This is a genomic window from Homoserinimonas sp. OAct 916, assembly GCF_003260275.1.
In the GTDB taxonomy this organism is placed as follows: Bacteria; Actinomycetota; Actinomycetes; order Actinomycetales; family Microbacteriaceae; genus OACT-916.
Map to the genome: position 1 here is coordinate 37,388 of NZ_QJHB01000007.1, position 26,032 is coordinate 63,419.

At 64.1% G+C, this 26,032-nt stretch carries 22 protein-coding genes; 8 read left to right on the top strand and 14 right to left on the bottom strand.

Annotation, left to right across the window (positions count from 1 at the left end; translation table 11 throughout):
* Nucleotides 1-4 precede the first annotated feature (4 nt).
* Complete coding sequence (locus DL891_RS09335) at nucleotides 5-1,651, bottom strand: DHA2 family efflux MFS transporter permease subunit (protein WP_111720167.1); 1,647 nt, start codon at nucleotides 1,649-1,651, stop codon at nucleotides 5-7.
* Nucleotides 1,652-2,370: 719 nt separating this feature from the next.
* Entirely contained in the window at nucleotides 2,371-2,976 is a 606-nt protein-coding gene (locus DL891_RS09340) for a TetR/AcrR family transcriptional regulator (RefSeq protein ID WP_111720168.1), read from the bottom strand.
* Between the two features lie 92 nt (nucleotides 2,977-3,068).
* Between DL891_RS09340 and DL891_RS09345 the strand changes: the two genes are divergently transcribed.
* Together DL891_RS09345 and DL891_RS09350 are read left to right on the top strand one after the other, a co-directional pair.
* Nucleotides 3,069-3,848, top strand: a complete 780-nt coding sequence (locus DL891_RS09345; RefSeq protein WP_111720169.1) for an SDR family NAD(P)-dependent oxidoreductase — start codon at nucleotides 3,069-3,071, stop codon at nucleotides 3,846-3,848.
* A gap of 42 nt (nucleotides 3,849-3,890) precedes the next feature.
* The gene (locus DL891_RS09350) at nucleotides 3,891-4,934 is read left to right on the top strand and encodes a 2,3-butanediol dehydrogenase (RefSeq protein WP_111720170.1); all 1,044 of its coding nucleotides are present in this window, start codon (nucleotides 3,891-3,893) and stop codon (nucleotides 4,932-4,934) included.
* Between the two features lie 532 nt (nucleotides 4,935-5,466).
* Here the strand turns inward: DL891_RS09350 and DL891_RS09355 are convergent.
* From DL891_RS09355 to DL891_RS09370, 4 genes are all read right to left on the bottom strand, one after another.
* Nucleotides 5,467-6,033 (bottom strand): hypothetical protein, encoded by a 567-nt coding sequence (locus DL891_RS09355; protein ID WP_111720171.1) that lies wholly within the window; start codon nucleotides 6,031-6,033, stop codon nucleotides 5,467-5,469.
* 72 nt (nucleotides 6,034-6,105) lie between these two features.
* The gene (locus tag DL891_RS17105; RefSeq protein WP_157962457.1) at nucleotides 6,106-6,408 is read right to left on the bottom strand and encodes a hypothetical protein; all 303 of its coding nucleotides are present in this window, start codon (nucleotides 6,406-6,408) and stop codon (nucleotides 6,106-6,108) included.
* A gap of 700 nt (nucleotides 6,409-7,108) precedes the next feature.
* Nucleotides 7,109-8,629, bottom strand: a complete 1,521-nt coding sequence (locus DL891_RS09365; RefSeq protein WP_111720173.1) for a catalase — start codon at nucleotides 8,627-8,629, stop codon at nucleotides 7,109-7,111.
* A 110-nt stretch (nucleotides 8,630-8,739) separates the two neighbouring features.
* A complete protein-coding gene (locus DL891_RS09370; protein ID WP_304598465.1) occupies nucleotides 8,740-9,186 on the bottom strand; it encodes a Fur family transcriptional regulator in 447 nt (148 codons plus the stop codon).
* Between the two features lie 123 nt (nucleotides 9,187-9,309).
* On the opposite strand from DL891_RS09370, the gene purS reads away from it, so the two are divergent.
* Both purS and purQ read left to right on the top strand, forming a co-directional pair.
* On the top strand, nucleotides 9,310-9,579 hold the full coding sequence (purS, locus tag DL891_RS09375) for a phosphoribosylformylglycinamidine synthase subunit PurS (protein WP_198668835.1): 270 nt from the start codon (nucleotides 9,310-9,312) through the stop codon (nucleotides 9,577-9,579).
* Nucleotides 9,576-10,277 (top strand): phosphoribosylformylglycinamidine synthase subunit PurQ, encoded by a 702-nt coding sequence (purQ, locus tag DL891_RS09380; protein ID WP_111720175.1) that lies wholly within the window; start codon nucleotides 9,576-9,578, stop codon nucleotides 10,275-10,277. Before purS ends, purQ begins: the two co-directional genes overlap by 4 nt.
* On the opposite strand, the gene DL891_RS09385 is transcribed toward purQ, so the two are convergent.
* On the bottom strand, nucleotides 10,245-11,447 hold the full coding sequence (locus DL891_RS09385) for a mechanosensitive ion channel family protein (protein ID WP_232819093.1): 1,203 nt from the start codon (nucleotides 11,445-11,447) through the stop codon (nucleotides 10,245-10,247). The genes purQ and DL891_RS09385 overlap by 33 nt on opposite strands.
* A 155-nt stretch (nucleotides 11,448-11,602) precedes the next feature.
* Here DL891_RS09385 and DL891_RS09390 point away from each other — a divergent pair, with 155 nt between their 5' ends.
* The 3 genes from DL891_RS09390 (at nucleotide 11,603) to DL891_RS09400 (ending at nucleotide 15,116) form a co-directional block, all read left to right on the top strand.
* Nucleotides 11,603-12,166 (top strand): DUF3817 domain-containing protein, encoded by a 564-nt coding sequence (locus tag DL891_RS09390; protein ID WP_111720176.1) that lies wholly within the window; start codon nucleotides 11,603-11,605, stop codon nucleotides 12,164-12,166.
* 81 nt (nucleotides 12,167-12,247) lie between these two features.
* Entirely contained in the window at nucleotides 12,248-13,939 is a 1,692-nt protein-coding gene (locus tag DL891_RS09395) for a cell wall metabolism sensor histidine kinase WalK (protein WP_111720177.1), read from the top strand.
* Nucleotides 13,929-15,116: a diguanylate cyclase gene (locus DL891_RS09400; protein WP_111720178.1), complete on the top strand. Its 1,188-nt coding sequence runs from the start codon at nucleotides 13,929-13,931 to the stop codon at nucleotides 15,114-15,116. The genes DL891_RS09395 and DL891_RS09400 overlap by 11 nt, the downstream gene beginning before the upstream one ends.
* Here DL891_RS09400 and DL891_RS09405 read toward each other — a convergent pair.
* Complete coding sequence (locus DL891_RS09405; RefSeq protein WP_111720179.1) at nucleotides 15,110-15,982, bottom strand: response regulator transcription factor; 873 nt, start codon at nucleotides 15,980-15,982, stop codon at nucleotides 15,110-15,112. The genes DL891_RS09400 and DL891_RS09405 overlap by 7 nt on opposite strands.
* A 492-nt stretch (nucleotides 15,983-16,474) precedes the next feature.
* On the opposite strand from DL891_RS09405, the gene purL reads away from it, so the two are divergent.
* On the top strand, nucleotides 16,475-18,784 hold the full coding sequence (purL, locus tag DL891_RS09410; RefSeq protein ID WP_232819094.1) for a phosphoribosylformylglycinamidine synthase subunit PurL: 2,310 nt from the start codon (nucleotides 16,475-16,477) through the stop codon (nucleotides 18,782-18,784).
* A 128-nt stretch (nucleotides 18,785-18,912) separates the two neighbouring features.
* Here the strand turns inward: purL and DL891_RS09415 are convergent, their stop codons facing one another.
* From DL891_RS09415 to DL891_RS09440, 6 genes are all read right to left on the bottom strand, one after another.
* Nucleotides 18,913-19,857, bottom strand: coding sequence for an SDR family NAD(P)-dependent oxidoreductase (locus DL891_RS09415; RefSeq protein ID WP_157962458.1), 945 nt, complete (start codon nucleotides 19,855-19,857; stop codon nucleotides 18,913-18,915).
* A gap of 2 nt (nucleotides 19,858-19,859) precedes the next feature.
* Nucleotides 19,860-20,174, bottom strand: coding sequence for a chorismate mutase (locus tag DL891_RS09420; protein WP_198668850.1), 315 nt, complete (start codon nucleotides 20,172-20,174; stop codon nucleotides 19,860-19,862).
* Nucleotides 20,175-20,287: 113 nt separating this feature from the next.
* Nucleotides 20,288-21,262 carry a DMT family transporter gene (locus DL891_RS09425; RefSeq protein ID WP_232819095.1) on the bottom strand — a complete coding sequence of 325 codons (975 nt, stop codon included), beginning with the start codon at nucleotides 21,260-21,262 and terminating at the stop codon, nucleotides 20,288-20,290.
* Nucleotides 21,263-21,309: 47 nt separating this feature from the next.
* Nucleotides 21,310-22,596 carry an adenylosuccinate synthase gene (locus DL891_RS09430; protein ID WP_111720184.1) on the bottom strand — a complete coding sequence of 429 codons (1,287 nt, stop codon included), beginning with the start codon at nucleotides 22,594-22,596 and terminating at the stop codon, nucleotides 21,310-21,312.
* 1 nt (nucleotide 22,597) lies between these two features.
* The gene (locus tag DL891_RS09435; RefSeq protein ID WP_111720185.1) at nucleotides 22,598-23,083 is read right to left on the bottom strand and encodes a DUF3151 domain-containing protein; all 486 of its coding nucleotides are present in this window, start codon (nucleotides 23,081-23,083) and stop codon (nucleotides 22,598-22,600) included.
* A 78-nt stretch (nucleotides 23,084-23,161) separates the two neighbouring features.
* On the bottom strand, nucleotides 23,162-25,846 hold the full coding sequence (locus DL891_RS09440; RefSeq protein WP_157962459.1) for a LuxR C-terminal-related transcriptional regulator: 2,685 nt from the start codon (nucleotides 25,844-25,846) through the stop codon (nucleotides 23,162-23,164).
* Nucleotides 25,847-26,032: the final 186 nt, after the last annotated feature.

Consider the following 26,032-nt stretch of genomic DNA (forward strand, 5'->3'; position numbering starts at 1 on the left):
CGCCTTACGCGGGCGGAGCGGACGGGTTCGATGCCGGCGAGCCCGACACCACCGGGTTCGATACCATCGGGTTCGATGCCACCGTATTCGGTACCGGTGCGAGCGCCGTTTCGATCGGTGCCTCAACCGGGTCTGCCGCGCCCAAGCTCGCGGATGTCGTCAGCTCGGCGCCCCAACCACTCACGGCTTTCGGCTTTGCCCAGAACATGACAATGATCGCCCCCAGCACGGCGGCAGCTGCCGGCAACAAGAGGCTCTGCCCCATTGCCGCCGCGTAACCGTCATGCATCGAGACAGGCAGTGCGCCCGCGGGGATGGGCGCGGGAACCTCTGCCATCAGCCGCGACTGGATCAGCGCCGCGATCGCAGCGCTGCCGAGCACCGCCCCGACCTGGCGGGTCGTGTTGTACACGCCGGAGCCCGCACCGGCCTGGTGGGCAGGCAGGTGGCGAGTGGCGGTGCTGGAGATGGGTGACCACACCGCCGCATTCGCCAGCCCGAGAACAGCGCTGGGCAACAACAGCAGCCAGATGGGCGCATCTGCGGTCATGATCGCGAAGTACCAGTAGAGGCCACCGGCGAGGAGCAGAAGCCCGGTCACGGCCACGTAGCGGGGGTTGATGATATCGACCAGGCGCCCGACGAACGGCGCCAGCACTCCCGAGAGCACGGCGCTTGGAGCCAACATCAGGGCCGACTGTGTGGGCGGGAGACCGAGCACGAGTTGGAAGTAGAACATCAAGGGCAACGTCATGCCGGTGATCGCGAACCCGACGGTCGTGATCGCACCGTTGGAGAGTGAGAAGTTGCGATCGCGGAAAAGCTGCAGCGGCAGCAGCGGTTCGCCCCGGTTGTAGTGCTGCCAGAGGACAAATCCGACCAGAAAGACGATTCCGGTGATGATGAGCGACCAGACACTGATCGGGCCGACGATTTCACCCCAGTCGTAGCTCTCCCCCTCTTGGATCCCGAACACCACGAGGAACATGCCAATCGCGCTCAGCGCCACGCCGAGCAGGTCGAACCGGTGCTTGTGGGTGGCGAGGGCGGGTACGAGCCTCCAGGCCATGATGAATGCGACCACGCCGACCGGAACGTTGACGAAGAAGATCCACTCCCAACCGAGGCTGTCGACCAGCACACCGCCGAGGATCGGTCCGACGAGTGTGGCGACACCGGCCGTGGCCCCCCACAACCCCATCGCCTGCCCCCTGCGGTCCGGAGGAAAGATGCGGGTGATCACAGCCATGGTCTGAGGCGTCATCATGGCCGCACCCAGCCCTTGGAACACACGTGCCACGATCAGCGTGGTGATGTCGCCGGAGAGCCCGCACCAGGCCGATGACAGCGTGAATACGACCAGGCCGATCAGGTAGATGTTCTTCGGACCGAACCGGTCGCCCAGCCGCCCGGTGATCAGCAGCGGTACGGCGTAGGCCAGCAGGTAGGCGCTGGTCACCCAGATCACTTCGTTGATGCCGGTGTTCAGCCCCTCCATGATGCTGGGGTTCGCGACCGAGACGATGGTCGTGTCGACCAGGATCATGAAGAACCCGATCACCAGCGCCCAGAGCGCGGGCCAGGGTTTGAGGGCGGGCGCAACCGTGGTCGTGCCGGACGGTTCTTTGTCGGTCGGGCGAGAAGAAGTCATCAGTGCTTTCGGCCGTTGGCCATCGGTGAAGGGTAAAGGGTGCCGGGCCGGGATGCTCTCCGTCCGGGTGACACCCGCTCACCCCAGAATACTCGCCGCCGGGGAGACCAGAGCAACACCCAAGTGCCGGTGCTGCGCGCTGGGTTCGAGACGATTCCTCGGGCTTCGGGATCTTTCGACCAGCGAAATCCGGACCAACGCTCGAGGGCGACTCTCGTCTTTCCGATCCTTCAGCCCGGGAAAGAGCGATCGTTTCGACTTCTCGACAGAGAAAAGCGGCCGACCGGTGTCTCCGACCGGGATGATCGGGGTGTTGGTTTTCGGCTTGGTCGCGTTGTTGATGATCTATGTGCAGGGTGCCCTGATCCGCGAACGCTAGGAGCAAGTGGTGTCTTTGGGATATGCAACAAGCATGGACTGGATCGTTGTGTGCCGCAGCCGAACTGACGGGCTGTTCCCATCACACGATCGCCCGGCATGTCGTCGCCAGGCATGCGGGGAAGCCGATCGCCGAGCCGGCGTATCGTGGCCGTGTCACGGACCCGTTCTTGCCGACGATCGAGGAATGGAGCGCGGCATCCTCAGCGCAAGTTCTACGGCCGTTGGCGGACGACGAATCCGGCTCCGCGGGCTATCGCGATTCTCATAGAGGGGGAATCGTGTGCTGAGCGTGGGGCAGCACCCGCCTCGGGTCTGTTCGTCCGGATTCGGGGCGGACGTCATTTGACTGCTAGAGCGGTGCGGCCCAACCACCATTCTGGCGAGGCGGCGATCACGGTGCGGGCAGCTTCCTCAACGGAGCCTCGGTTCTCGCCGCGGAGCCAGGCCTCGATGGCGCCCACCGTGCCGGCTCCCGCATAGGCCACGAGCATCCTCCGCTGTTCCTCGGGTGGGAGGCCCCCGGGTAGGACCGGCGCGATTTGGGGGTGTCGCTCGAGGTGCAGGATGAGTCCCTGCTCGATGTAGTCCGAGAGCATGTCGTGCAGCTCTCCGGCCAGACGGGGCGAGAGAGCGTTGCTGTAAATTTCCGAACGCTCGGCGATGTGGCTCAGGAGTCGGCGCTCCGGTTCGTCGAAAACGCTAAGTTTGGTGCCGCTCGTTGCTGGTAGCTCGCCGATGGACCTGCCGAGGTCGTCGAGGTCCTCACGGAGGAAGCTTGCGAGGAGCTCGACGGGGCTCGTGCCGTGCCGGTAGAACGTGTCGCGCGTGATCCCGGCCGCACGGGCCACCTCCGCGACGCTGATCTTGTTTACATGCTTCTCTGCGGCGATCGCGTAGATGGCGTTTCGCAATTTGCTGCGCGTGCGTGCCTGTCGAACATCCATCCGGATATCCTATCTATCAAACATGTGTCAGATAACCGGTAGGGTTGACGAAGACGGACCAACGAGGGTCCGCGAGGAGAGGAAGTCGAAAAATGTCTGAGAGATTCGTCAATAGGGTCGCGATTGTCACGGGAGGAGTTTCCGGAATCGGCGCCAAGATCACGGAACGCCTCGTCAGCGAGGGAGCCTCCGTCGTCGTAGCCGATGTCAACGAGGAGCTCATCGCCGCGGCATCCGACACCTTCGGTGCCAAGGTTTTAGGTCGACGTACGGATGTCACAGACGAAGCAGACTTCGAGGGTCTCATCGCCGACACAGTTGAGCGGTTCGGAACCCTCGACACGGTCTTCAACGTCGCTGGGGGCTCACGTGCGGGAACCCTCACCGACATCAGCTTCGCCGACTGGGACTTCACCGTGCGCCTTAACCTCTACAGCGCGTTCAACGGGACCCGTCTTGCCGCGCGGCAGTTCATCGCGGAGGGTAAGGCCGGATCGATCGTTAACATCGCCTCGCTCAACTCCCTCGTGCCCATGCATTTCGGTGTGGGATACACGGCCTCGAAGGCGGGAGTCGTGATGCTCACGAAGCAGGCGGCGCTGGAGTTGGGGGAGCACGGCATCCGGGTGAATGCTGTTTCGCCCGGCCTTGTCGCAACGCCCATGACCGTGGGGCTCACGAGCATGCCCGGTGTTCAGGAGGCCTATAACGAGCGTATTCCGCTCGGCCGGGCGGCTCAGCCCGAGGAGCTCGCATCCGCAGCCGTATTCCTCGCGAGCGATGACGCCTCCTACATCTCCGGAGACAACCTCGTGGTCGATGGGGCCTGGTCGACGAGCGGCTACCCTGATCTTCGTCGTTTTCTGCAGTAACCCACTACCACCACCACCACCGAACTATAGAAAAGGCACACCATGAAGGCAGCAGTACTTCACGCGCAAGAGGATCTGAGAATCGAGGATGTTGCGGAGCCGACCCCCGCACCGGGTGAGGTGAAGTTGCGGAATGCCTACGCTGGCATCTGCGGCTCCGATCTGCACGTCTACTACGGCCCGCAGCCGGAGGGCGGCGCTCAACCACACCCCGTCACCGGCGCCACGTTGCCCCAGATCCTGGGTCACGAGTTTTCTGGCACGGTCACCGAGCTCGGGGAGGGCGTCACGAACGTCTCCGTCGGTGACAGGGTTGCTGTGTGGCCGGTCTACTACTGCGGGGAATGCCCGTCCTGCAAGAAGGGGCTCTACAATGCCTGTCAGAAAATCGGCTTCCACGGTCTCTCCTCGCACGGTGGAGGCATGGCCGAGTTCACTACCGTCCCCGCCTCAAAAGTGCACGTACTGCCCGAGAGCGTCGATCTGCGCATGGGTGCACTCGTCGAGCCCATGGCGGTCGCTTGGCATGCTGTCGAGCGCAGCGGTGTGAAGGCAGGTCAGACCGCACTGATCGCGGGAGCGGGCCCAATCGGCATCGGCGTCTGGTTTGCCCTGCGCGCACGTGGCGTCGAGACGATCATCGTCTCGGAGCCGAGCGAGGAGCGTCGTGCGGCGATCGGTGCCGTTGGGGCTGATATCCTCGTCGACCCGCTCTCGGAGAACCTCATCGAGCGCATTCTGGAGCTGACCGACGGCCAGGGCGTGGATGTCGCCTTCGATGCCGCGGGCGCGGGTCCCGCGGTGATCACGGCGATCGCCAGCCTCACTCCCGCCGGGCGGCTCGTCGTCGTCGCCATTCACGAGCGCACGATGGAGTTCAACCCCTCGCAGCTCGTCATGGCGGAGACCGAGATCGTGGGAAGTCTCGCATACCTCCCCGAGGACTTCGACGCGGTCATCGCGGCGATGGCCGAGGGTAAGTACAGCGCTGAGGGTTGGCTCTCCGAGGTCGAGGTCGAGGGCGTTGTCGGTGCGATCACAGAACTGCGCGCCGGTCGCGGCATGAAGGTGCTCGTCAAAAACTAGCTCTGAAGCGGTGGAGGTTTCGGTATGTGCTTGGGCCTTCGTTGTTTTTGAGGGTCGCAGTGACCAAGGACACTGGAATCAAATTGGCCCGGAATCCGTCAGTTTTGATGGCTTCCGTGGGCATTTCTGCTGTCCTCTCGGGGGCAGTTCGTTTTGCCCGTTGACGATCGAAATACTGGCGAGCTGGAGGTGAACATGAGTGCCGCTTTGGGCATGACAGTGAGGGCATAGAGGTGGGCCTTCAGATACTTCACCCATCAGTGTTGGAGACGCGATCTCCACCCCTGAGCGTCGTGACCGCACCCGAAGCGTGCGAGCACACATCCGATTCTCGTAGCATCTCCTGGCCACGCTGGAGCCGAATCGGTGGCTCCGAATCGATCGGTCCATCGGACATGCCGGGGTTTACTTCTTTCCCTTGAGCCTCAGGCCACATCGGCGAATTGAGGCTTGTGGGCGCGTGCCGTCCGTGGCCCGCTCAACGGTCGTCCAGCCAGGTGAGCGTCTCTAAAAGGTACCTGCGCCGAAGTGGCTAGAACTCATCAAGGTCCCGGATGAACTTCGCGAATCCTGGGATGGTGAACTCGAGTGTGCCTCGTTCTCCTGCCTGCACGAAGCCCTTGTCTAATAGCCGGGCGCGCGGAACCGACAAGCTGTCGCTGGTCACGCCGAGGGCTCGGGCAATGTCCGCGCGACGAGCGTGCTCGTCGCCGAGAGAGGCCATAGCATGCATGAGTTCCCGTTCCCCGGTCGTTGCGTTTGCCCAGCGTGCCCGGAATAGTGCATCCAAGTCGGCGGCCATCGCCGTGCGGCCGGCGCGAACCTGATCGAGGGTGATCCGCGCGCCGGGATCCGGCCGGCCTGCAGCGGTCCACGTCGCGTCGCCGATCAGCTGCACCATATACGGATAACCGCCCGCGTTCGCTAACGCTTCACCCAATGAATCCTGCTCCCATTCCACGCCCAGTTGCCGCGCGGGCACCACCAGGGCGAATTCCTCCGCCTCGCGCTCAAGCCCCGCCCGCGGCCGATACGCGAACCGTTCACTAAAGGTGACCGCCGACGATATGACTTCAGCCGCGTTGGGCAAACCGGCCATGAAGACCGCCGCTGGAACATCCGTCCCTTCAGATTGCCGGTGCTGCCACGCATGTGCCAGCGTGAGCAGTCCTCAGGCACCGGAGGATTGCACCTCGTCGATCAGGATCACCAAGCCACGGTGCTCATCCTCCGAGGCTGCCGCGCGGATGACCTCGAACTCTAGGCTGCCGGTCGGAACCGTTCCCGGGGCCGCCCGCGACGTCGCGTTGACACCGATGACGTTCGGGACGCCGAGCTTGAGGGTCAGGGACTCCAGCCGGGAGTAAATCGCCTTCCTCGCCGCATCCCGCCACCCGGTCGTGACCCGGTCGATCACCACCGCGATCTGAACGATCAAGCCCGCCTCGTCCGCGGCGGTAACCCACACTGTCAATGCGCCGCGCTCCTGTGCCCGGCGTTGGTAGTGCCGCAAAAGCGAGGTCTTCCCGAATCCTCTCGGCGCGTGGTCAACCTGAATACGCCCAACCCGGCGGTGAAACACCAAGGGGTAGGAAAGCCGCTCGTCGAACTCACCCAACTGGATCACCCGACCGGGCACAGTATGAGCGACCTCAACTAGGCGTGTACGGGCTTTGTTGCACAGCGGTCTACTTTTTCTGATCCATTATGGCTCATGAGCAACGCAACAAACTATAAGCCCCTGAGAGGCGTAACTTTGCGTCCGCGCAGACTCTCACCCGGTCGCGTGGAGTGGCTAGCAAGGTAGCTTTCCTGCGAGTTCGTCGGCTAGAGCGGCTTGCCGCGTCCCGTCGCTGTCGCCCGAGGAATTACTCTCAGCTGCGTGGGAGAGGTCGGGGCCGGCTGTTGGCCGGCCCCGACCTCGTATCAGATTTCCTGATTCTTGCGCGTACGGTGAACTTTGGCAGTTGCGCGGTTGAGGTCAAGCCCAAGGGTGTCAGCCTCAACAACCGGGCCATACTGTTTCGCTCCCTCGTATCCCCAACTGGTTGTGTGTTCGCGGCCGACGACGATCACCGCGACGCCCTTCTGGAGGGTTGTCGCGGCGTACTCACGGGGTCGGCCGCTCGCAAACCGGTCGGGTGATTTCAGGCCGACTCAGCCCGTGGTGCTGACTATTCCGCCACGCCCACGTACTCCGCAGACTCGTTCGACGTCTCGCCCGGTGCAGCCAGGTTTGCCCGGAGCTTCGCGCCGAGTTCGGTGTCGACATTCGTCCAGTACTGGATCGCACGCTCACGGATGACATCGCTCTTCACCCCACCGACGGCACCGGTGATCGTCTCCAGGAAGCGGGCCCGGCCCGCGTCGTCAAAGACCTCGCGGTACAGGGTTCCCGCCTGGCCGAAGTCGTCGTCGTCGGCGCGCAGAGTGGCCGCCGAGCGCACGAGCGCGCCGTCGCTCTCCCAGCCGCCGTCGCCGGCACGAGCCGGATCAGCTGCCGGGCCGCCGACCGAGTTCGGGGCGTAGGTGGGGGCATCCGCTGCGGCATGGTAGAACCGCATGTTGCCCTCGTGGCCGTAGGTGTTGACCTCGGTGGCGTGCGGGGCGTTCACCGGCAGCTGGTTATAGTTCGTGCCGATGCGATAGCGCTGGGCGTCCGGGTAGGAGAAGACGCGCGCCATCAGCATCTTGTCGGGGCTGATGTCGACGCCGGGCACCAGGTTCGAGGGCGAGAACGCGGCCTGCTCGATCTCGGCGAAGAAGTTCACCGGGTTGCGGTTCAAGGTGAACTCACCGACCTTGATGCGGGGGTAGTCGGCCTTCGGAATGGTCTTGGTGATGTCGAACGGGTTGTAGCGGTAGGCCTTGCCCTCTTCGTACGGGATCACCTGCACGTAGACGTCCCAGACCGGGTTGTCGCCCGCCGCAATGGATTCGTAGAGGTCGCGGCGGTAGTAGTCGGCGTCCGACCCGGCAAGCTTCTCAGCCTCTGCACCGCTCATCGCCTCAACGCCCTGGCGGGTGAGGAAGTGGTACTTCACCCAGAACCGCTCGCCGTCGGCGTTGATCCACTGGTAGGTGTGTGATCCGTAGCCGTTCATGTGGCGCCACGACCGGGGCAGGCCGCGGTCACCCATGAGGTAAGTCACCTGGTGGGCTGATTCCGGCGAGAGCGACCAGAAATCCCACTGCATGTCTGCATCACGAAGAGCGGATGAGCCCAAGCGCTTCTGCGAGTGGATGAAGTCGGGAAACTTGATGCCGTCGCGAATGAAGAAGACCGGCGTGTTGTTTCCGACGATGTCGTAGTTGCCTTCGGTGGTGTAGAACTTGAGCGCGAAACCACGCACGTCACGCCAGGTGTCGGGCGAGCCCTGCTCGCCGGCGACCGACGAGAAACGTGCCAGCATCTCGGTCTTCGCGCCGGGCTGGAACAGGGCGGCACGCGTGTACTGGGACACATCTTCGGTGACGGTGAACTCACCGAACGCACCTCCACCCTTGGCGTGGGGGTTGCGCTCGGGAACACGTTCGCGGTGGAACGCGGCGAGCTTCTCCACCAGGTAGCGGTCGTGCAGGACGGTCGCGCCATTAGGGCCGGCGGTGAGCGAATGCTCATCGCTGGCCACCGGAGCACCTGACTGCGTGGTGGTTGGCCGCGGCTGCGCGGATGTTGCAGGTTCTGACGACATGATTCTCCTTCTTGGGTGATTCTTCAACTGTCTTGTACTTCGTTTGTCTTCTGGTTCGTGGTGAGACCGGTTCGCTGTGGGACAGGTTCTTTCTGGAGCTGGCTGGGCTCTCAGGCGGCGTGTCGGCATTGGGCGCACAGTCCCCAGTAGGTGACTTCCGCCTCGCGAACCTCGAACCCGGCGGCATCGGCCGCGGTGAGGCAGGGCGCCTCGCCGACCGCGCAGTCGACGTCTTTGATCACATCGCACCCGGTGCACACCAGGTGGTGGTGGTTGTCCCCGGTGCGGCGCTCATACCTCGCCGACGAACCCGCCGGCTCGATCTTGCGCAAGAGCCCCGCCGCGGTGAGCGCGGCAAGCACGCCGTAGACGGCCTGCAAGGACGTGCCGGGGAGCTGATTCTTCACCTCACCGAAGACCGTGTCGGCGGATGCGTGCGGCATTGCGTCGAGGGCATGCAGTACGGCCAACCGGGGTTCGGTGACCTTGAGCCCTGCGCCGCGGATGCACTGACGTAGGGCGTCGGTCATCGCAGTCGGGGGATTCGTCATGGTCATTGCTACCAACCCTACCAAGTTGTTTTGGGTAAATCAAAACAACTTTGGTGGGCTCGGGCGCCTCGATCGCCCGCGGCATTAGGATTGAGTCATCCGTTCGTCAGACCCTTTTTGGAGTTACCGGTGCCCACAATCGTTGTCGAGGTCATGCCCAAGGCCGAATTGCTCGACCCGCAGGGGAAAGCGGTCGCCAGCGCCCTCGCCCGCCTCGGCCACGACCAGATCGCCGGGGTGCGAGTGGGCAAGCGGTTCGAGATCCAGGTCGACGGCCCGGTTGATGACAACGTGCTCGCGACCGTCCAGGAGCTCGCCGACGAGGTGCTCTCGAACCAGGTCATCGAAGACGTGGTGGGCATCCACTACGAGCCCGAGACCGAGACGGCCGCCCAGTGACACGAATCGGCGTCGTCACCTTTCCCGGCTCCCTCGACGACCGTGACGCACAGCGAGCCGTTCGTATCGCCGGCGCCGAGCCGGTCGCGCTCTGGCACGGCGACCATGACCTGCACAACGTGGATGCGATCGTTCTGCCCGGAGGGTTCAGCTACGGCGACTACCTTCGCTGCGGCGCCATCGCGAGCCTCTCGCCCATCATGGCCGATGTGATCGACGCTGCGGGGCGCGGAGTGCCGGTGCTCGGCATCTGCAACGGCTTCCAGATGCTGACCGAGGCACGTCTTCTCCCCGGCGGCCTGATCCGCAACGACCACGGCTCGTTCATCTGCCGCGACCAGCGCCTGCGGGTGGAGAACACCAACACGGCATGGACAGGCAGTTTCGAGGCCGACCAAGAAATCGTGATCCCGCTGAAGAACGGCGAAGGCGGCTACATCGCCGACTCCGAGACCCTCGACCGCATCGAGGGCGAGGGGCAGGTTGTGGTGCGGTACCTCGGAACCAATCCCAACGGTTCATTGCGCGATATCGCTGGCGTCACCAACGATCGCGGTAACGTGGTCGGCATCATGCCCCACCCCGAGCACGCCGTCGAGGCCGGTTTCGGACCAGACACGCCTGCCGCCATGCGCAGCGGCATCGACGGCCTCGGCTTCTTCACCTCAGTGATCGAGCGGATGCTCGCCAACGCTTAGGTCACGTTCGTCATTCAACACGTCTCGCTCCGCCGGAGTGATCGGAATGCTGAGTGTTCTGGTGTCGACCTCGTCGCCGGTTGCGATCGGCACCGTGCGAGTCGAAACCGCCTTGGTGCGCGGAAACGATTCGCCGTCTCGATCAATCGCCTGAATACGTGTGCGCGGCAGACCGGCCGGGTTGTGCTTCTGCAGCCACAGCAGCATCTCTTCTCGCACGGTGCGCGTGAGGTCGAACATGCTGAATGAGTCTGCGGCGCTGACCAGCGCGCGCACCTGGACGTACCCGCCGGTGGTCTCGGTGACCCGCAGGGAGGCCGCCTCGCCGTCCCACAACTCGGTGTTCGCGAGAATGCGATCGAGTTCTTCACGCATCCGCGGAATGTCGACCCCCCAGTCGAGGTCGAAGAAGACGGTTCCGAGGATGTCGGTGGAATGTCTGGTCCAGTTCTCGTAGGACTGCTGTGTGAAGTACGTCGACGGCATCACCAGACGACGCTCGTCCCAGATGCGCACCACCACATAGGTGAGGGTGATCTCTTCGATATAGCCCCACTCGCCCTGGACGACCACGACATCCTCGAGGCGCACCGATCCGCTGAAGGCCAGTTGCATCCCCGCGAAGACATTGCTCAAGGTGGACTGCGCGGCGAGTCCCGCGATCACCGAGACCACACCGGCTGATGCCAGAACGGCCGCTCCCACAGCCTGCACTCCCGGGAAGGTCAGCAGGGCCGCTCCCACCGCGACGATGATCGTCGCAGCAATCATGAGCCGGCGCACGATCTGAAACTGGGTGCGCGCCCGACGCGCCTGCCAGCCGTCGGAACCGTCGAGCGCGTAGCGGGACAGGGCCAGATCGGCGGTGAAGATCGCGGCGGACCCCACTGCCCACGCCGCAGTCAGGATGAGAGCGATCCTGAAAGTCTGGGTGAGCGGTGGGATGGGTTCGGGGAGCCCCCATGAGACAATCCACAGCAGGATGACCAGGAGCAGGAAGAACAGCGGCGAGCGCATGCGTGCCCGAAACATCGTCGACCAGGGCCTGCCGCGGCCCACGACACGAAAGATCACGCCAAACACGTAGGTCGCAACCACCGACAGCACGATGGCGGCTATAGACCACAGGGCGGCGGTGAGCCAGGCGGGGAGTTCGCTAAAGAAAGTCACAGCTTCACATCCTCACACGGCAACCTGATCATTCCAGTCATGCTCCACTTCCAGAACAACGTCCTGGCGGGATCGACTCTGTACCGGCCGACACCCACCCGTTCTCAAACTTTCGATCGATGCCCGAGCACTGTTGTTCCTGACAGGATGGAGACGTGCCTATTTCAACGACCTCTTCAACACCCGTTATCCCCGCGTCCACGGCTGCCTCCACCCGCGAGGCTGTACCGTCCGGGCTCACACGGCCTTCCGGGCTCACCCCGCGCCTGTTCTACCGCACCGTCGCGATCGCGGAGGCGATCACCTGGACGCTGCTGATCACCGGCATGATCTTGAAGTATGGCTTCGACCTCGGCACCGTGCCCGTTCTCATCGGCGGTTCGATCCACGGCTTCGTGTTCATCACCTACGCATTGACAGCAGTTCTGGTAGGCGTCAACCAGCGGTGGGCGGTGGGCCAGATCGTCTTCGCCGTATTCACCGCGATCGTTCCATACGCGACGATCCCGTTCGACGTCTGGCTGGACAAGCGTGGAAAGCTCGACGGGAGATGGCGGCTGACCGCCACCGACGACCCCCGCGACCACACCGGGGTGAGTCGCCTGCTGCGATGGTTCCTGAATCACCCGGTGGTGCTCGGTGCGCTGTTCGTGGTCGGGATCATCGTGATCATGACCTCGTTGCTCATCGTCGGCCCTCCCGGCGGCTGGAGCCGCTGAAGACGGGCGTGCACCGCACCGGTCACCGCGCCGCACCGCGCCCGCACACGGAATCTGCCGCCACCCTACTAAAGTCGAGACATGCCGACGGAGTCCCCACGCCGCATGCGCCCTGTGGCGCATCACGCAAGCCGCGCCGTAGCCCTCTCTCAACTCATGTTCGGCGCGGTCCTACTGGCTGTGTTCGGCATGATGTTGCTCTTCGACTCCGCCTGGGCCAGCCCGCTCCTGTTCTTCGGAGCTGTCGCCGTCACGTTCCTCAGCTGTGGGGCGGCAGTTCTAGTGCCGTGGCACCAGTGGCCGCGGATCTGGGTGATGGCTCTGCCCTTGTTGGACATCCTCATTATCGCAGCGCTTCACCTCGACCAACCACAGCTCGGATTCGGCATGCTCTGGGTATTCCCTGTGCTCTGGATGTCGAAGAGTTTTGGCCGCTTCGGGGGCATTCTCAGCGTCGCCATGGTGTGGGCGTGCGTGTGGGCCGACCTTCTCCTTCGTGGGGTGCCCCTGTCTGTGGCGTCTGTTCCAACCTTCCTGTTGCTGCCCCTCGTGATCGGCTTTGTGGCCACCTCAAGTTATTTCACCTCCCGGCGCTCGGCGGCCCAGCGCGTATTGCTGCGCAAACAGGCCGAGCTTCTCGAAGGCGCACTCGCGCACTCCCGTAGCAGCGCAGACCTGCTTGTCGAGGTGCTCGACACCGTTGACTTCGGAGTGATCCGCATTGACCCCGCCGGGCAGGTAACCCTGGTCAACCAGGCACAGATGCAGATGCCCTTGGGGCTGGATTTTCCTGACGGGCTGAGCCTGGCCGTTCCGGCGCTGAGCGATGAGAGCGCGAATCGGCTGGCACGCGAAGACTCACCGCTGCAGCGCGCCCTGCGCGGTGAGGAGTTCGATGCAGTGACGGTCTGGTCGGGGGAGCCCGGCGCAACTCGTGCCGCGTTCCAAGTGACGGCACGCCACCTGCGCCACGGTGACGGGCATTACTACGGCAGCGTCGTGGTCTCCCGAAACATCACAGCCGAACTCAGCGCGGTGCGCGCCAGGGATAACCTTCTCGCGTCAGTCTCCCACGAACTGCGTACCCCCCTCACCTCGATTCTCGGCTACCTCGAGCTCGCGCTCGACAGCGGTGAGCTCTCGGCCGTCACCGAGGATCAGTTGGCAGTCGCCTACCGCAACTCGAACCGCCTTCTCGAACTGGTCACAGACATCCTCTCGGCCTCCCGCGACGGCACGCAGCCGACGGCGCTGAAGCTGGCTGACTGCGACCTGGTCGGGATCGTCGAGCAGTCCATCGAACTGATCGAACCCCGAGCACGGGAGCGCGGTATTCGCGTGGCGATTCACGCCGACGAGCGCATCACTGTGACCGCCGATGCATCACGCCTGCGCCAGGTGGTGGACAACGTGCTCTCCAACGCCATCAAGTACAACGTCGACAACGGCACCGTGACGATCGAGCTGTCCCACACCACGAATACCGTCATACTGGCCGTGCGCGATACCGGTATTGGAATTTCCGAAGACGAACAGCCGCACCTCTTTGAGCACTTCTTTCGCTCTGAGGCGGTTCGCAATTCCAGCGTGCACGGCAGCGGCCTGGGTCTGGGCATCAGCCGAGATCTCGCACGTCGACACGGTGGGGAGCTCACGGTGCACAGCGTCGTGGGCGTCGGCACCACGGTGGTGCTCACGCTTCCGCACACAGTCACAACGACAGTACATTCCCTTCCGGATTTGATCGATTTCGAGGAGAGCCATGCAACTTGACACCTGGACCCTGGCCCTGTCCAGTACCATCGCTGTCGTGCTCGCGGCGACCATGTACATTGTCGGCACCCTCGCCTACAAGGACAACAACACGGGCCGCATCTGGTCGGTCGCCTACATGGCGGGCATGCTCACCACGTTGAGTTTCGTGACTTACTCGCTGCAGCCGGATGCCTGGTGGACAGGCGGAGTTGGAAATGGGGCGATGGTGATCGGCGCAGGGCTCTTCTGGAGTGGGTGCCGCGTGCGGAACGAACGCAGACCTCTGTATGCACTCGTCGTCACAGCCGGCATCATAACGGCGGGGGCCGCGTGGTTGCAAGGCCCTGCTGGTGGCGACTGGGCTGGGGGTGAATTCTACTTCGTGGGTGTTGCACTGTTCGCGGCTGCAGCAGCGATTGAGGTCATGCGTGACTCCCAGCAGCGGGAAGTCGGTGCTGTGACCCTGACCGTGGTCTTCTGGGTTCAGAGCGCCTTCTATCTGCTCCGACTGCTCGGGCTCACACTGGTGGGAGAAGAAAGTACCTTCTTTCTCGAGACAGTCGGATCGAACACGACGGCCATCATGGCGATGGTGTTGATTCCCGTGCTCGCGACCACCATGTCCACCATGCGAACGGAACGGGTGCAGGCTGGCACGGCGATCTTCCACGACTACGGCCGAACGGGCTATACCGAACAGGGAGTGCTGCATGCGAACTCATTTCGGCTCGTCGTCCGCGACTGGTTGGAACGCTGCCGGTATCACGGGGTTCCGCTGATACTGCTCCATATCAATCTGGACAATCTCGCCGAGATCAACACCGCCTTCGGCCGCACCCACGGCAACCAGGTGTTGGTGCAGTACATCTCGTTCATGCGCCGTTTCGGACCGCCACACTCTGATATCGGCGAGGCCGGAACCGGTCGACTGGTCATGGCAACACCGATGGCGAGTCCTGACGACGCCGTGACGGCTGTCATCGCGCTGCAGGCAAAACTGCTTGAGGCGCCGGTGCCCGAACTCGCGGGTCTGCGGCCGACCATAAGCGTGGGAATCGCGTTCAGCGAGCACTTCGGGTATGACCTCCAGCGAATGAGTTCAGCCGCCAGGGCGGCCTGTGACCACGCCACGGCGACTGGCGGCAATCGCGCGGTCCTCGCCGGAGCGGGTTCGCCGATACCGGCCGATCAGTGAATCCCCGAGTTCTCGCCGTTTGACGTGAGCCGGTAGCCGACTCCACGCACTGTCTCGATGAAGCGAGGCATGACCGGGTTATCACCGAGCTTTCGGCGGAGGTTCGCCAGGTGCACCTCGACCGCCCTCTTGTCGGCCTCACTGACGTAGAAGGCGTCGGCTTCGGAACGCACGAGTTCGGCCAGCGCGGCTTTGCTGAGCACCCGTCGACCCGAGCGCATCAATCCCTCGAGCAACCTGAACTCGGTGTGAGTCAACTCGACATCAACGGAGCCCACGACCACCCGGTGTTCGTCCGAATTCAGCCGAAGGCCCCGATGCTCGTACCAGGACAGATCGACCACACGGCCGGTACGCGCCGCCTCGTCGACATCGCGCGCGGTGACGACGCGTGTGGGAACCGGGGCTGCGACCGCTCGCGGGTGCGTCGACTCAGCCGCCCCTGAGCGTGTGGCATCCGTGGGCACTCGGGCAGTGCCCGATGACGGAGTCGCTTCGGCCCTGCGCAGCATGGCCTCTATCCGGGCCCGCAGTTCGCGCGGACGAAACGGTTTGGTCACATAGTCGTCTGCGCCGGATTCCAAACCCTGCAGAGTGTCGATCTCTTCGGTGCGGGCGGTGAGCATGATCAGATAGGTTGAGCTGATCGCCCGGATGCGCTTCGCGGTCTCGAACCCGTCGATCCCGGGCATGCTCACATCCAACGTTGTGACGATCGGGTCGTGGGTACGCACCGCCTCGATGCCGTCGAGACCGTTCCCGGTGAGCACTGTTTCGAAGCCGACCTGTTCCAACACGGTGGCCAGGAGCGTGCGAATGTCGGCGTCATCCTCGATGACAACGGCGACGCGTGGCGCAATCGGCATCGGTGGGCTCCCGTCCCCATCCAGTATCGAGTGACTACTCGATACTGGAAGATCGTAGCCGAGACGCCGGGTCGAACACTGCGAGCGGTTGCGCATGTCCTCACTGAGGCACCTAGTCCGGCGGACATACCTCGCGCGGGTCGCGGCAGCCGGCGCCTTTCGGGTCGGCGCCGGATGCCGCGACGTACGTTGTCTCACGGATCAGCGGGTACCAGAATGGCCCGTCCGAACTTCAATTCAGACAATAATGAAGAAGACTCAACCAAAGCTCAAGAAAGGCTCAAGTTGGTTTTCGAGGGTCTTGAGAATTGCGAGAACCCCGGAATTTAGCGGATCCCCTCGTGGCCGTGTCCCCAGAGTTGGGGGTCGACATCCGCCTGCGGCCAGATCGTGATTGGCGCCTATCGGGAGGAATCGATGGGCCGTCTCTCGTTGGGTGCGAACGGTAGGATTAAGGCTCGCCCTTCACCACCTATTGGAGCACTGCGCCTCGTGACCTCCCGACCTGAACTCTTTGTCGACACCGTCGAGAATGCCGCCGCGACCCCTGAGAATGAGCAGCCGTACGCGGCCCTCGGCCTGAAGCCCGACGAGTACGAGCAGATCAAGCAGCTTCTGGGCCGGCGCCCGACCAGCGGCGAACTTGCCATGTACTCGGTGATGTGGAGCGAGCACTGCTCCTACAAGTCCTCGAAGATCTATCTGCGCCAGTTTGGTGAGAAGACCACCGAGGCCAGCACCAAGAATTTGATGGTCGGCATGGGTCAGAACGCCGGCGTGGTCGACATCGGTGAAGGGTGGGCGGTCACGTTTAAGGTGGAGAGCCACAACAGCCCCTCGTTCATCGAACCGTTCCAGGGTGCGGCGACCGGCGTCGGCGGAATTGTGCGCGACATCATCTCGATGGGAGCACGCCCCGTAGCCGTCATGGACGCCCTGCGCTTCGGGGCCATCGATGCGCCCGACACAGCCCGCGTCGTACATGGAGCGGTGGCAGGGATCTCCAGCTACGGCAACTGTCTGGGACTTCCCAACATCGGCGGCGAAACCTGGTTCGATCCGATCTACCAGGGCAACCCGCTCGTCAACGCTCTCGCCGTGGGGGTGCTTCGACACGAGGACCTTCACCTAGCCAACGCCACCGGGGTGGGCAACAAGGTCGTCCTTTTTGGGGCTCGAACCGGCGGTGACGGTATCGGTGGGGCATCCATTCTCGCATCGGATTCGTTCGAGGAAGGCGGGGCGACCAAACGCCCGGCTGTCCAGGTGGGCGACCCGTTTGCCGAGAAGGTGCTGATCGAGTGCTGCCTCGAACTGTTCGCAGGCGAACTGGTCGAAGCGATCCAAGACCTCGGTGCCGCGGGGATATCCTGTGCCACCAGCGAGTTGGCCGCCAACGGCGACGGCGGCATGCACGTCGATCTCGACAGCGTGCTGCTGCGCGATCCCAGCCTCACCGCCGAAGAGATTCTGATGTCGGAGAGCCAGGAACGCATGATGGCGATCGTGGCCCCGGACAAGCTCGACGCCTTTCTCGCCGTCACCTCGAAGTGGGATGTCGAAACCAGCGTGCTCGGCGAAGTCGACGATTCCGGTCGGCTCACCATCGACTGGCACGGCGAGCGCATCGTCGATGTCGACCCGACGACCGTGGCCGTTGACGGCCCCATCTACGAACGCCCGGTGGCCCGCCCGGATTGGCTCGATGCCCTGCAGGCCGACACGGCCGCGGCGCTTCCTCGCCCATCGTCGGGCGACGAGTTGCGCCACCAGCTGCTTGCGCTGCTCGGCAGCCCGAACCTCGCCGATCCGAGCTGGATCACCGACCAGTACGACCGCTACGTGATGGGCAACACCGCACTCAGTTTTCCCGACGACGCCGGAATGGTGCGCGTCGACGAAGAGTCCGGGCTCGGTTTCGCGATCGCCCTCGACGCCAACGGGCGCTACTGCCAGCTCGATCCGCGCGCCGGCGCCCGACTCGCGTTGGCCGAGGCGCATCGCAACGTCGCCGTCAGCGGAGCAACGCCGGCAGCCGTCAGCGACTGCCTGAACTTCGGCAGCCCCGAGAACCCGGAAGTCATGTGGCAGTTCGTCCAGGCTGTCGAGGGTCTCGCCGACGGTTGCCTCGAGCTCGAGATTCCCGTCACCGGCGGCAATGTCTCCTTCTACAACCAGACCGGGGACACGCCGATCCACCCGACACCGGTCGTTGCCGTGCTCGGCGTGATCGACGACGTCGCACACCGCATCCCGAGTGGGTGGCAGGACGAGGGCGACAACATCTACCTGCTGGGCGTCACCCGCACAGAGCTCGACGGGTCTGCCTGGGCCGATGTTCTCCACAACCATCTCGGCGGGCTGCCCCCCGTGGTGGACTTCGCCGAGGAGAAGGCGTTGGCCTCATTGATTGCGGCCGGCGGCAAGCAGTCATTGATCGCTTCAGCACACGACCTCGCCGATGGCGGGCTGGCGCAGGCCCTGGCCGAGTGCGTCTTGCGCTTCGGTGTCGGTGCGCGCGTCTGGCTCACCGAGATCATGGAGCGCGACGGGGTCGACGCGACCACTGCGCTGTTCTCCGAGTCGGCCGGCCGTGTGCTCGTGAGTGTGCCCCGAGAAGACGACGTGCGCTTTCGCGGGCTGTGCGACGGCCGCGGTTATCCCGTCTTGCGCATCGGGGTGACGGATGCCGCCGCTCCCGCCCTTGAGGTGCAAGACCTGTTCAGGATCGAACTCGACGAACTCGCACGGGTGCACCGCGGAACCCTGCCCGCACACTTCGGGCCGACCGTCGGAGCCTGAGGCCGCCTCTGATGCGCGGGCTGCGACCACATCTCCCGAGTGCGAAAACTCAGGATGAGAAACTCGCCGACGGCCTCTGTGCCTCGCCGGACTCCTGCTCCTGAGCTTCTGACGCCCACGATGGCCGGTTACAGCACGAACGATGTACCCGTGTACTGCTCGGAGAGGGACCACAGCCGGCCGGCGAGTGCCGGATCAAGGCTCGCACTCGTCGGAGCCTGCACAACGGGCGCGCCACGAACGACATAACGCGGTCCGACGTACTGCCCGCCGGTCACGGCCGGGTCGAGCGCCGCACGCACGAGAGCTTCGGCTCCGCGGTTCTTGCCCTGTGCTCCGATCAGCTGCTGCAGGGAATCCGCGAATCGTCTGGGCCAGGTGGGTTCGTTCACCCCGGGCACACGCGGGGTGTTCCCGCTGATCGCGTACCCCGGATGCGCGACCAGGGAGCTCACCCCGACGCCCGCGTTTCGTAGCCGACGGTCAAGCTCGAACCCGAACAACTGCACGGCGATCTTCGACTGTGCGTACGCGCGGGCCCCGCTGTAGTGCTGCTCCAGCTGCAGGTCGGTGAGCTGCGACGGCATCAGCCGGCTGACCATGCTGCCGAGGTTCACCACTCGGCTGCCGGTTGTGCGCGCCAGGGCGGGCATCGCCGCCTGGATGAACGCGAAGTGACCGAGGTGGTTCGTCGCCAGTACGAGCTCATTTCCGTCGGGGCTCACCGTGCGGTGGCGGGGAGGGTGCACCATGCCCGCGTTCGCCACCAGGACATCGAGCCGTTCGTAGGCGGCCACCTGCTCGCCCGCACGGCGCACCGAGGCCAGATCTGCGGTGTCCAGGAGCAGCACGTCGAGGTCTGCACCAGGCAGGCGTGTTCGGAGGGCGCGGAGGGCGGCATTCGCTCGTTCCCGATTGCGGCACGCCAGAACAACCCGCATCCCCGTCGACGCGAGCGCGTACGTCGTGAAGAAACCGAGCCCGGCATTTGCGCCGGTGACGACCGCCACCGACCCGTCTTGCCTGGGGAGCCGTTGCGGATCCCAACCGGGTGCGCCGCCGTTGCCCCGCACACTCACGCCACAACGTCGGGTTCGGTCTCGGTGCCGGCAATGTGGTGGTGCAGCCTGACCACCTCGGTCACGATGAATCCCTGAAACTTTTCGACGAATATCGGGTCGAGCCCTGACGCGACCGCGATCTCCCGCAACCGGGCGATCTGTCTGGCCTCCCGGGCCTCGTCCTTGGGCATAATCCCGCTTTCGGCCTTCAACTCGCCCACGCGCTGCGTGAATTTGAACCGTTCGGCCAGCAGATGCACCAGCGCGGCGTCGATGTTGTCGATGCTGTCACGGATGCCACGAATGTCTGGGTGTGCGTCAGCCTGCATGGGTGAGAGCTCCGCGTCACTCGTGCTGCCGTCATCTGGGGGAAGTACTTGGCCTGCCATACAGTCGAATTTACCCGATAGCCGGCATCGGGATCACCACAGCAGCACGTCGGTCAGAGCTCGGCGGCGTCCTGCTCGGTCGCCGGTATCGCGCCCGGCTTCACCCGTCGCCCGCGCCAATCGAACGACAACCGGATCCGTTGTTGCGTGAGCAGGATGCCCAACGCCACCAAGACGGCTCCGGCGGGTTCGTTCCAGCTCAGCGTCTCGCTCAGGATCAGCACCCCCAGCGCTACCCCGACAACAGGCACCACGTAGGTGACGGTCGAGGTGGCGGTCGGGCCCCACGCACGCAACACGTTGATGTTCCAGATGTAGGCGAAACCGGTTCCGAGCACGCCCACGGCGACCAGCGAGAGCACCACCCACACGTTGAGCGACAGTTCATGACTGATCACGATCGGGGTCAGCAGCAGCATGATGAACCCGGCGATCCCGATCTGCATGAACGCAACGGTGATGCCGGGGATCGGCCTGTGGCTGATGAACTTCTTCATATAGGCCAGGGTGAATCCGTAGGAAAAAGTCGCCCCGATTGACGCCAGCTGCCCCTTGAGGTCACCGGTCAGACCGGCCACCTGCCAGGGCGCGATGATCACCAGCACGCCGATGATTCCGATCGCGACCCCGAGGAACTGGCTGCGGTTCAGCGCCTCGACTCGAAAGACGAGTGTCACCATCAGCGCCGTTGCGATCGGTGTGACCGCGTTGTAGATGCTGGCCAAAGACGACGCGATGAACAGTTCGCTCCAGGAGATGAGCAGATAGGGGATGACACACCCGGTGATTGCGATGACCGTGAAGTGCGCCCACACGACGAGTTCTCGCGGCAGTGCCTGTCGGCGAACAAGCATGAACAGGCCCAAGAGGATGCTGCCCAGGATCAGCCTCGTCCAGACCACCTGGCCGAATGAGACGCCCTCGAGCGCGACCTTCATGAACAGGAAGCTGGAACCCCAGGCCAGGCCCATCCCTAAGAACTGGAAGAGTATCGTGGCCGAGCGCAGCCTGTCCCTTATTGATGTCACAGTTGAGATTACAACCCTTCTGAAGCCGTCCGTGCTCGCTCGGTGGCTCAGTCGAGCAGGTCGTGCCTGACGACGATCGCCTCCCGGTCGGCACCCACGCCGATCGCTGAGATTCGTGATCCGCTCATCGCCTCGACCGCGAGTACGTAATCGCGCGCGTTCTTCGGCAGGTCGTCGAACTCACGCACGCCGGTGATGTCTTCATCCCAGCCGGGAAACTCTTCAAAGATCGGTATCGCGTGATGAAAGTCTGACTGTGAGACCGGAACCTCGTCGTGGCGTTCTCCGTCGACGTCGTAGGCGACGCAGACCGGTATGGTCTCCAAGCCGGTGAGCACGTCGAGCTTGGTCAACACGAAGTCGGTCACACCGTTGATACGCGCGGTGTAGCGGGCGATCGGTGCGTCGTACCACCCACAACGGCGGGGCCGACCCGTGGTCGTGCCGAATTCGAACCCGTTGTCGCGCAGAAAGTCGCCGGAGGCATCGAAGAGCTCGGTCGGGAAGGGTCCGGCTCCGACGCGCGTCGTGTAGGCCTTGACGACGGCGATCACTCGGTCGATCCGGTTCGGCGCCACCCCCGAACCGGTTGCCGCGCCGCCGCTGGTGGCGTTCGATGAGGTGACGAACGGGTAGGTGCCGTGGTCGACGTCGAGCATGGTCGCCTGGCCGCCCTCGAAGAGCACGGTCTTGCCGGCGTCCAACGCCTGCGACAGCACCAGTGCCGTGTCTGCCACCATCGGCTTCAAGCGTTCGGAGTATGAGAGCAGGTCGTCGACGATCTCGTCGACGAGGATCGCCCGCCGGTTATATACCTTGACAAGCATGTGATTTTTCTGGTGGAGCGCACCCTCGACCTTCTGGCGCAGGATGTTCTCGTCGAACAGATCTTGGATTCGGATTCCCACCCGGTTGATCTTGTCGGCATACGCCGGACCGATCCCGCGGCCTGTGGTGCCGATCTGTCGCTTGCCGAGGAAGCGCTCGGTGACCCGGTCGAGAGTGCGATGGTATTGCGTGATCACGTGCGCGTTGGCGCTGACTATGAGCCTGCTCACGTCGACACCGCGTTCGATCAGGGCATCGAGTTCGTCGAACAGGACCTCGATGTCGACCACCACGCCGTTGGAGATGACCGGGATGACGTTGGGGGCCAGAATGCCCGAGGGGAGCAGGTGCAGCGCATACTTCTCATCGCCGACCACGACCGTGTGTCCGGCATTGTTGCCGCCGTTGAACTTCACCACGTAGTCGACACGGGGGCCCAAGAGGTCGGTGGCCTTCCCTTTTCCTTCATCGCCCCATTGGGCGCCGATCAGAACAATCGCAGGCATGTCAGTCTTCCCCTCTGATGACAAAAACTTCGGTCGGCGGGTTCGCCTCGGCGAGGCGCCGGATCTTCGCCTCGATCTGCTCGATCGCGGTCGGGTCTGCGTCACGCAGGAATGATGCCAGACGTGCCACCTCATCTGTCTCACCGATCGCCTCAGCACCTCGCATCAGGGCGTACAACGAGAGCAACACCCCGCGGTTGGGCTCGTGGGCATACGGAACAGGCCCCTGCCCGCGCCAACCGGCCCTACGCAGCGCATCCAGTCCACGGTGGTAACCGACCCGGGCGAAGGCGTAGGCCTCGATCACACGCCCAGAATCGAATGCCTCGTCGGCAAGCAACGCCCAGCCCAGTGATGAGGTGGGGTGCTCGGCGACCACGCCCTCGAGCGGCACCCCTGTTCGTTCAGCCTGGGCGAGGGCGTCGGCCAGTTCGGTGTCGGCGGGCAGCAGCGTCGGCGGTACCCCCAGCAAATTGTCACTATTCACATGCCCGATCCTATCGCGCCGGATTCCCGCTACCTGCGGCGCGTACCCCGCGCACCAGACGGCGGCACGTCGAGCGGTTCACCGCCCGACGAGGCCGAGTTCGGTCGCCCGCGCCAACGCATCCTCACGGCTGTTCACGTCGAGCTTGCGGTAGATGCTGCGCAATTGGCTCTTCACCGTGTTCACAGAAACGAACAGCTGTTCCGCAATCTCCGTGGCACCCGGGTGTTCGACCAGGCTGGTGAGCACGAGGTGCTCGCGCTTGGTCAGGGTGACTTTTTCGGCCTGGGCCGGTAACACGTCTGGAACCCGGGGGTCAAGTAAGAGGGTCGCGGCGTCGCTACCGGTTCCGGACAACTCCGCGAGCGCGCGACGGTCACTTGCCGGGATGAGCATCAGGGGTTGGCGCAGTCCGCAGTCCATCATTGTGCTGGTCGCTTGCCGCAGTGCGTCCAGGGCGAGTTCCGTCTGACCCCGGCGGTGAGCGGCTGCAGCGATGATCAGCTGTGACTCCGTCACAAGGCGTGGCGGAAGCGCATCGAGGCTGAGCGCAGACAACACGGCAATTGCCTCCTCCGGCTTGTCGGTGACCAGATGCACCCGTGCCCTGGCGATGGCCACCCGCGGAAAGGTCTCTGGAAGTCTTTTCAGAGCACCGGCCGCCTCCCCGGCCCGGCCGGATGCCAGCAGGAGAACACTTCGCGTGATGCTCAGCTGGGTCTGGGTGAGCGGCGTGGTCGCCGGTCGCACCCCGCGCTGCATCAGCAGCCTCAACTGGCTCTCCGCCTCCACCGCATTCCCCAGGCCAAGCTCCGCGATGGCACGTGCGTGGGCGAAGAACGCCCAGTGCTCGATCGTCTCGATGTGCGGATCCATGACGGTCACGTGCTCAATGGCGCGCCGTGAATCAAACTCCTCCAGCGCGAGAAGTGCCTCGGCCACGTGGTAAAGCGCTCCTCGGTAGCCATCGCGCCAGCCATCCGGCCAGTCGGCCCCCCGAGCGGATTCGAGAACCTGCCGCACCTGGAGGATCTCGCCCTGAATCGCCAAACCTCCCGCGATGAGGCTGAGGGCGTGCAACGCCGGCTGCTGCTGCTGGGGAGGAAGGCTGTAGCTGGCTCGAAACAGCTCCAGCGCACGGTCCACGTCACCGAGATACAGGATCGTGATGCCGACCTGGTCCATCAGCGGTGGCAAGATCCGGGCCATGCGCTCGCGCTCGTCTGGAGTCAACTGATCCAGGGTGTCCAGAAAGGTCTCGGCAGCCCTTCGGGATCCCGTGACACGCCCGGAGATTCGCAGGGCAACGCTTTCCAGCCCTGAGAACAGCGCGCGCTCCTCCGCACTCGCAGTCTTCGCGTGCAGTCGGGTGCCCAGCACGGCAACGCCGAACAGTTCCAATGCTCGCACGCGATGTGTCTTCTGTGCGTTGTAGATCAGAGCGAGCAGCAACGCCAGCAGCGGATACCGCCGGAGTGTCAGAAGCGACAGCTCTCCGATCAGTTCCCGTACCCGGAGGTGGTGCTTTTCCAGCAGGTTGAGGTAGTCCTGCTGGGCCACGCGGGACGCGAGCGCGTAGTCACCCAGACCGACGCTGAGAGCGAATGCACCGAGGTACTCGCCGCGCTCCTGTTTCCATTCGATCAGGATGCGTGTCAACGATTCCACCTCGCGCGGGAGCCGACAGCGCAACTCCCTCTGCAAAGCCTCCCTCACGAGCGGGGTGAGGCGAAGGGTTCCGTCTTCTCCCTTGCTGCGCACTCCGAGTCCGCTGTTCTCAGCGGCGAGAAGCAGCTCCCGGGCGTGGGTGGGATCCGCCATCCGCTCTGCGAGCTGAACGTTCACAGCGTCTGCCAGCGAAGTCCTCATCAGAAAATCCAAGAACCGGCCGGTACCACCATCGACGTCGAGGATCAACTCGCGCACGATATCCGTGCCGGCCGAATCCAGGTATTCGCTGAGGTCGGCCTTGTTCGCTTCAGCACCATCCCGCGAGAGGGCGAGGGCGACCGCCCGAACCATCAGCGGCAGCGCGCCCACGGATCGGTGAACCTCCTCAGCCAGCGAAGGGTCGAGGCCCTCTGAGCCAAGCACCGCCGAAATCTCATCAACGGTGAAGAGCAACTCCTCGGGGGGCACCACATTCACGTCCAGGCGAACCCGCACCGAGGCAGACTCGAGCGCGCTCACGGTCCGCGTCGCCACCACGACGGCCAGGTTCGGCACGTGGCCGAGCAACCACACCAGATCATCATGAACTTCCGGGTCTGTCACGAACTCGAAGGAGTCGATGACCAGAATCAATCCATCGGGAAGCTGCCGCAGGCCCCGTTGCAGCAGCCGTCGCAGATCATCGGTTGCCGCCAGCGCCGGGATCATCGTGCCGAGGGCCGCCCCCGGCCGAACCAGGCCGGCGTCATGCAACGTGGTGATCACCGCACTCCAGAATGAGAGCCTGTCTGCTGTGGCCTCATCGGCGGTGAACCACACGCCGGGAGCGGCGTCGCCGTCTGCCGCCTTGCACCATTCGGCAAGCAGTACGGTCTTACCCGCACCGCCCGGGGCGCGAACGACGGTAAGAGGGGTGGTCGGCCGAATGCAATCGGTCAGTCGCGGCCGGGAGATCACCGTGGCGGGCATCCTCGGAGCCCCAGACACGGGTTGGGGCGCCGAACCCGGGATGCCGGCGAACAAAAAAGCCTGCTCCTCGGCGAGCAGCTGGTCTCGCGGCGCTATGGACGGGGGCAATGAATCGTGATTCATTCGGGATGATCCTCCAGTTCGACCCCTCAGCCTAATCCGCCGCTTGCTTCGGCCGCGTGGTGAACATATCCCCAGAAGTTGGGCCCCTCCCGCCCACCGCCTGTTCGTCGCGGGTTTCCACCGTTCAAGGACCTTCGGGTTGCGCATGGCCCGAGCATCATCTAAGTTAGTTGGATTGTTACGCTT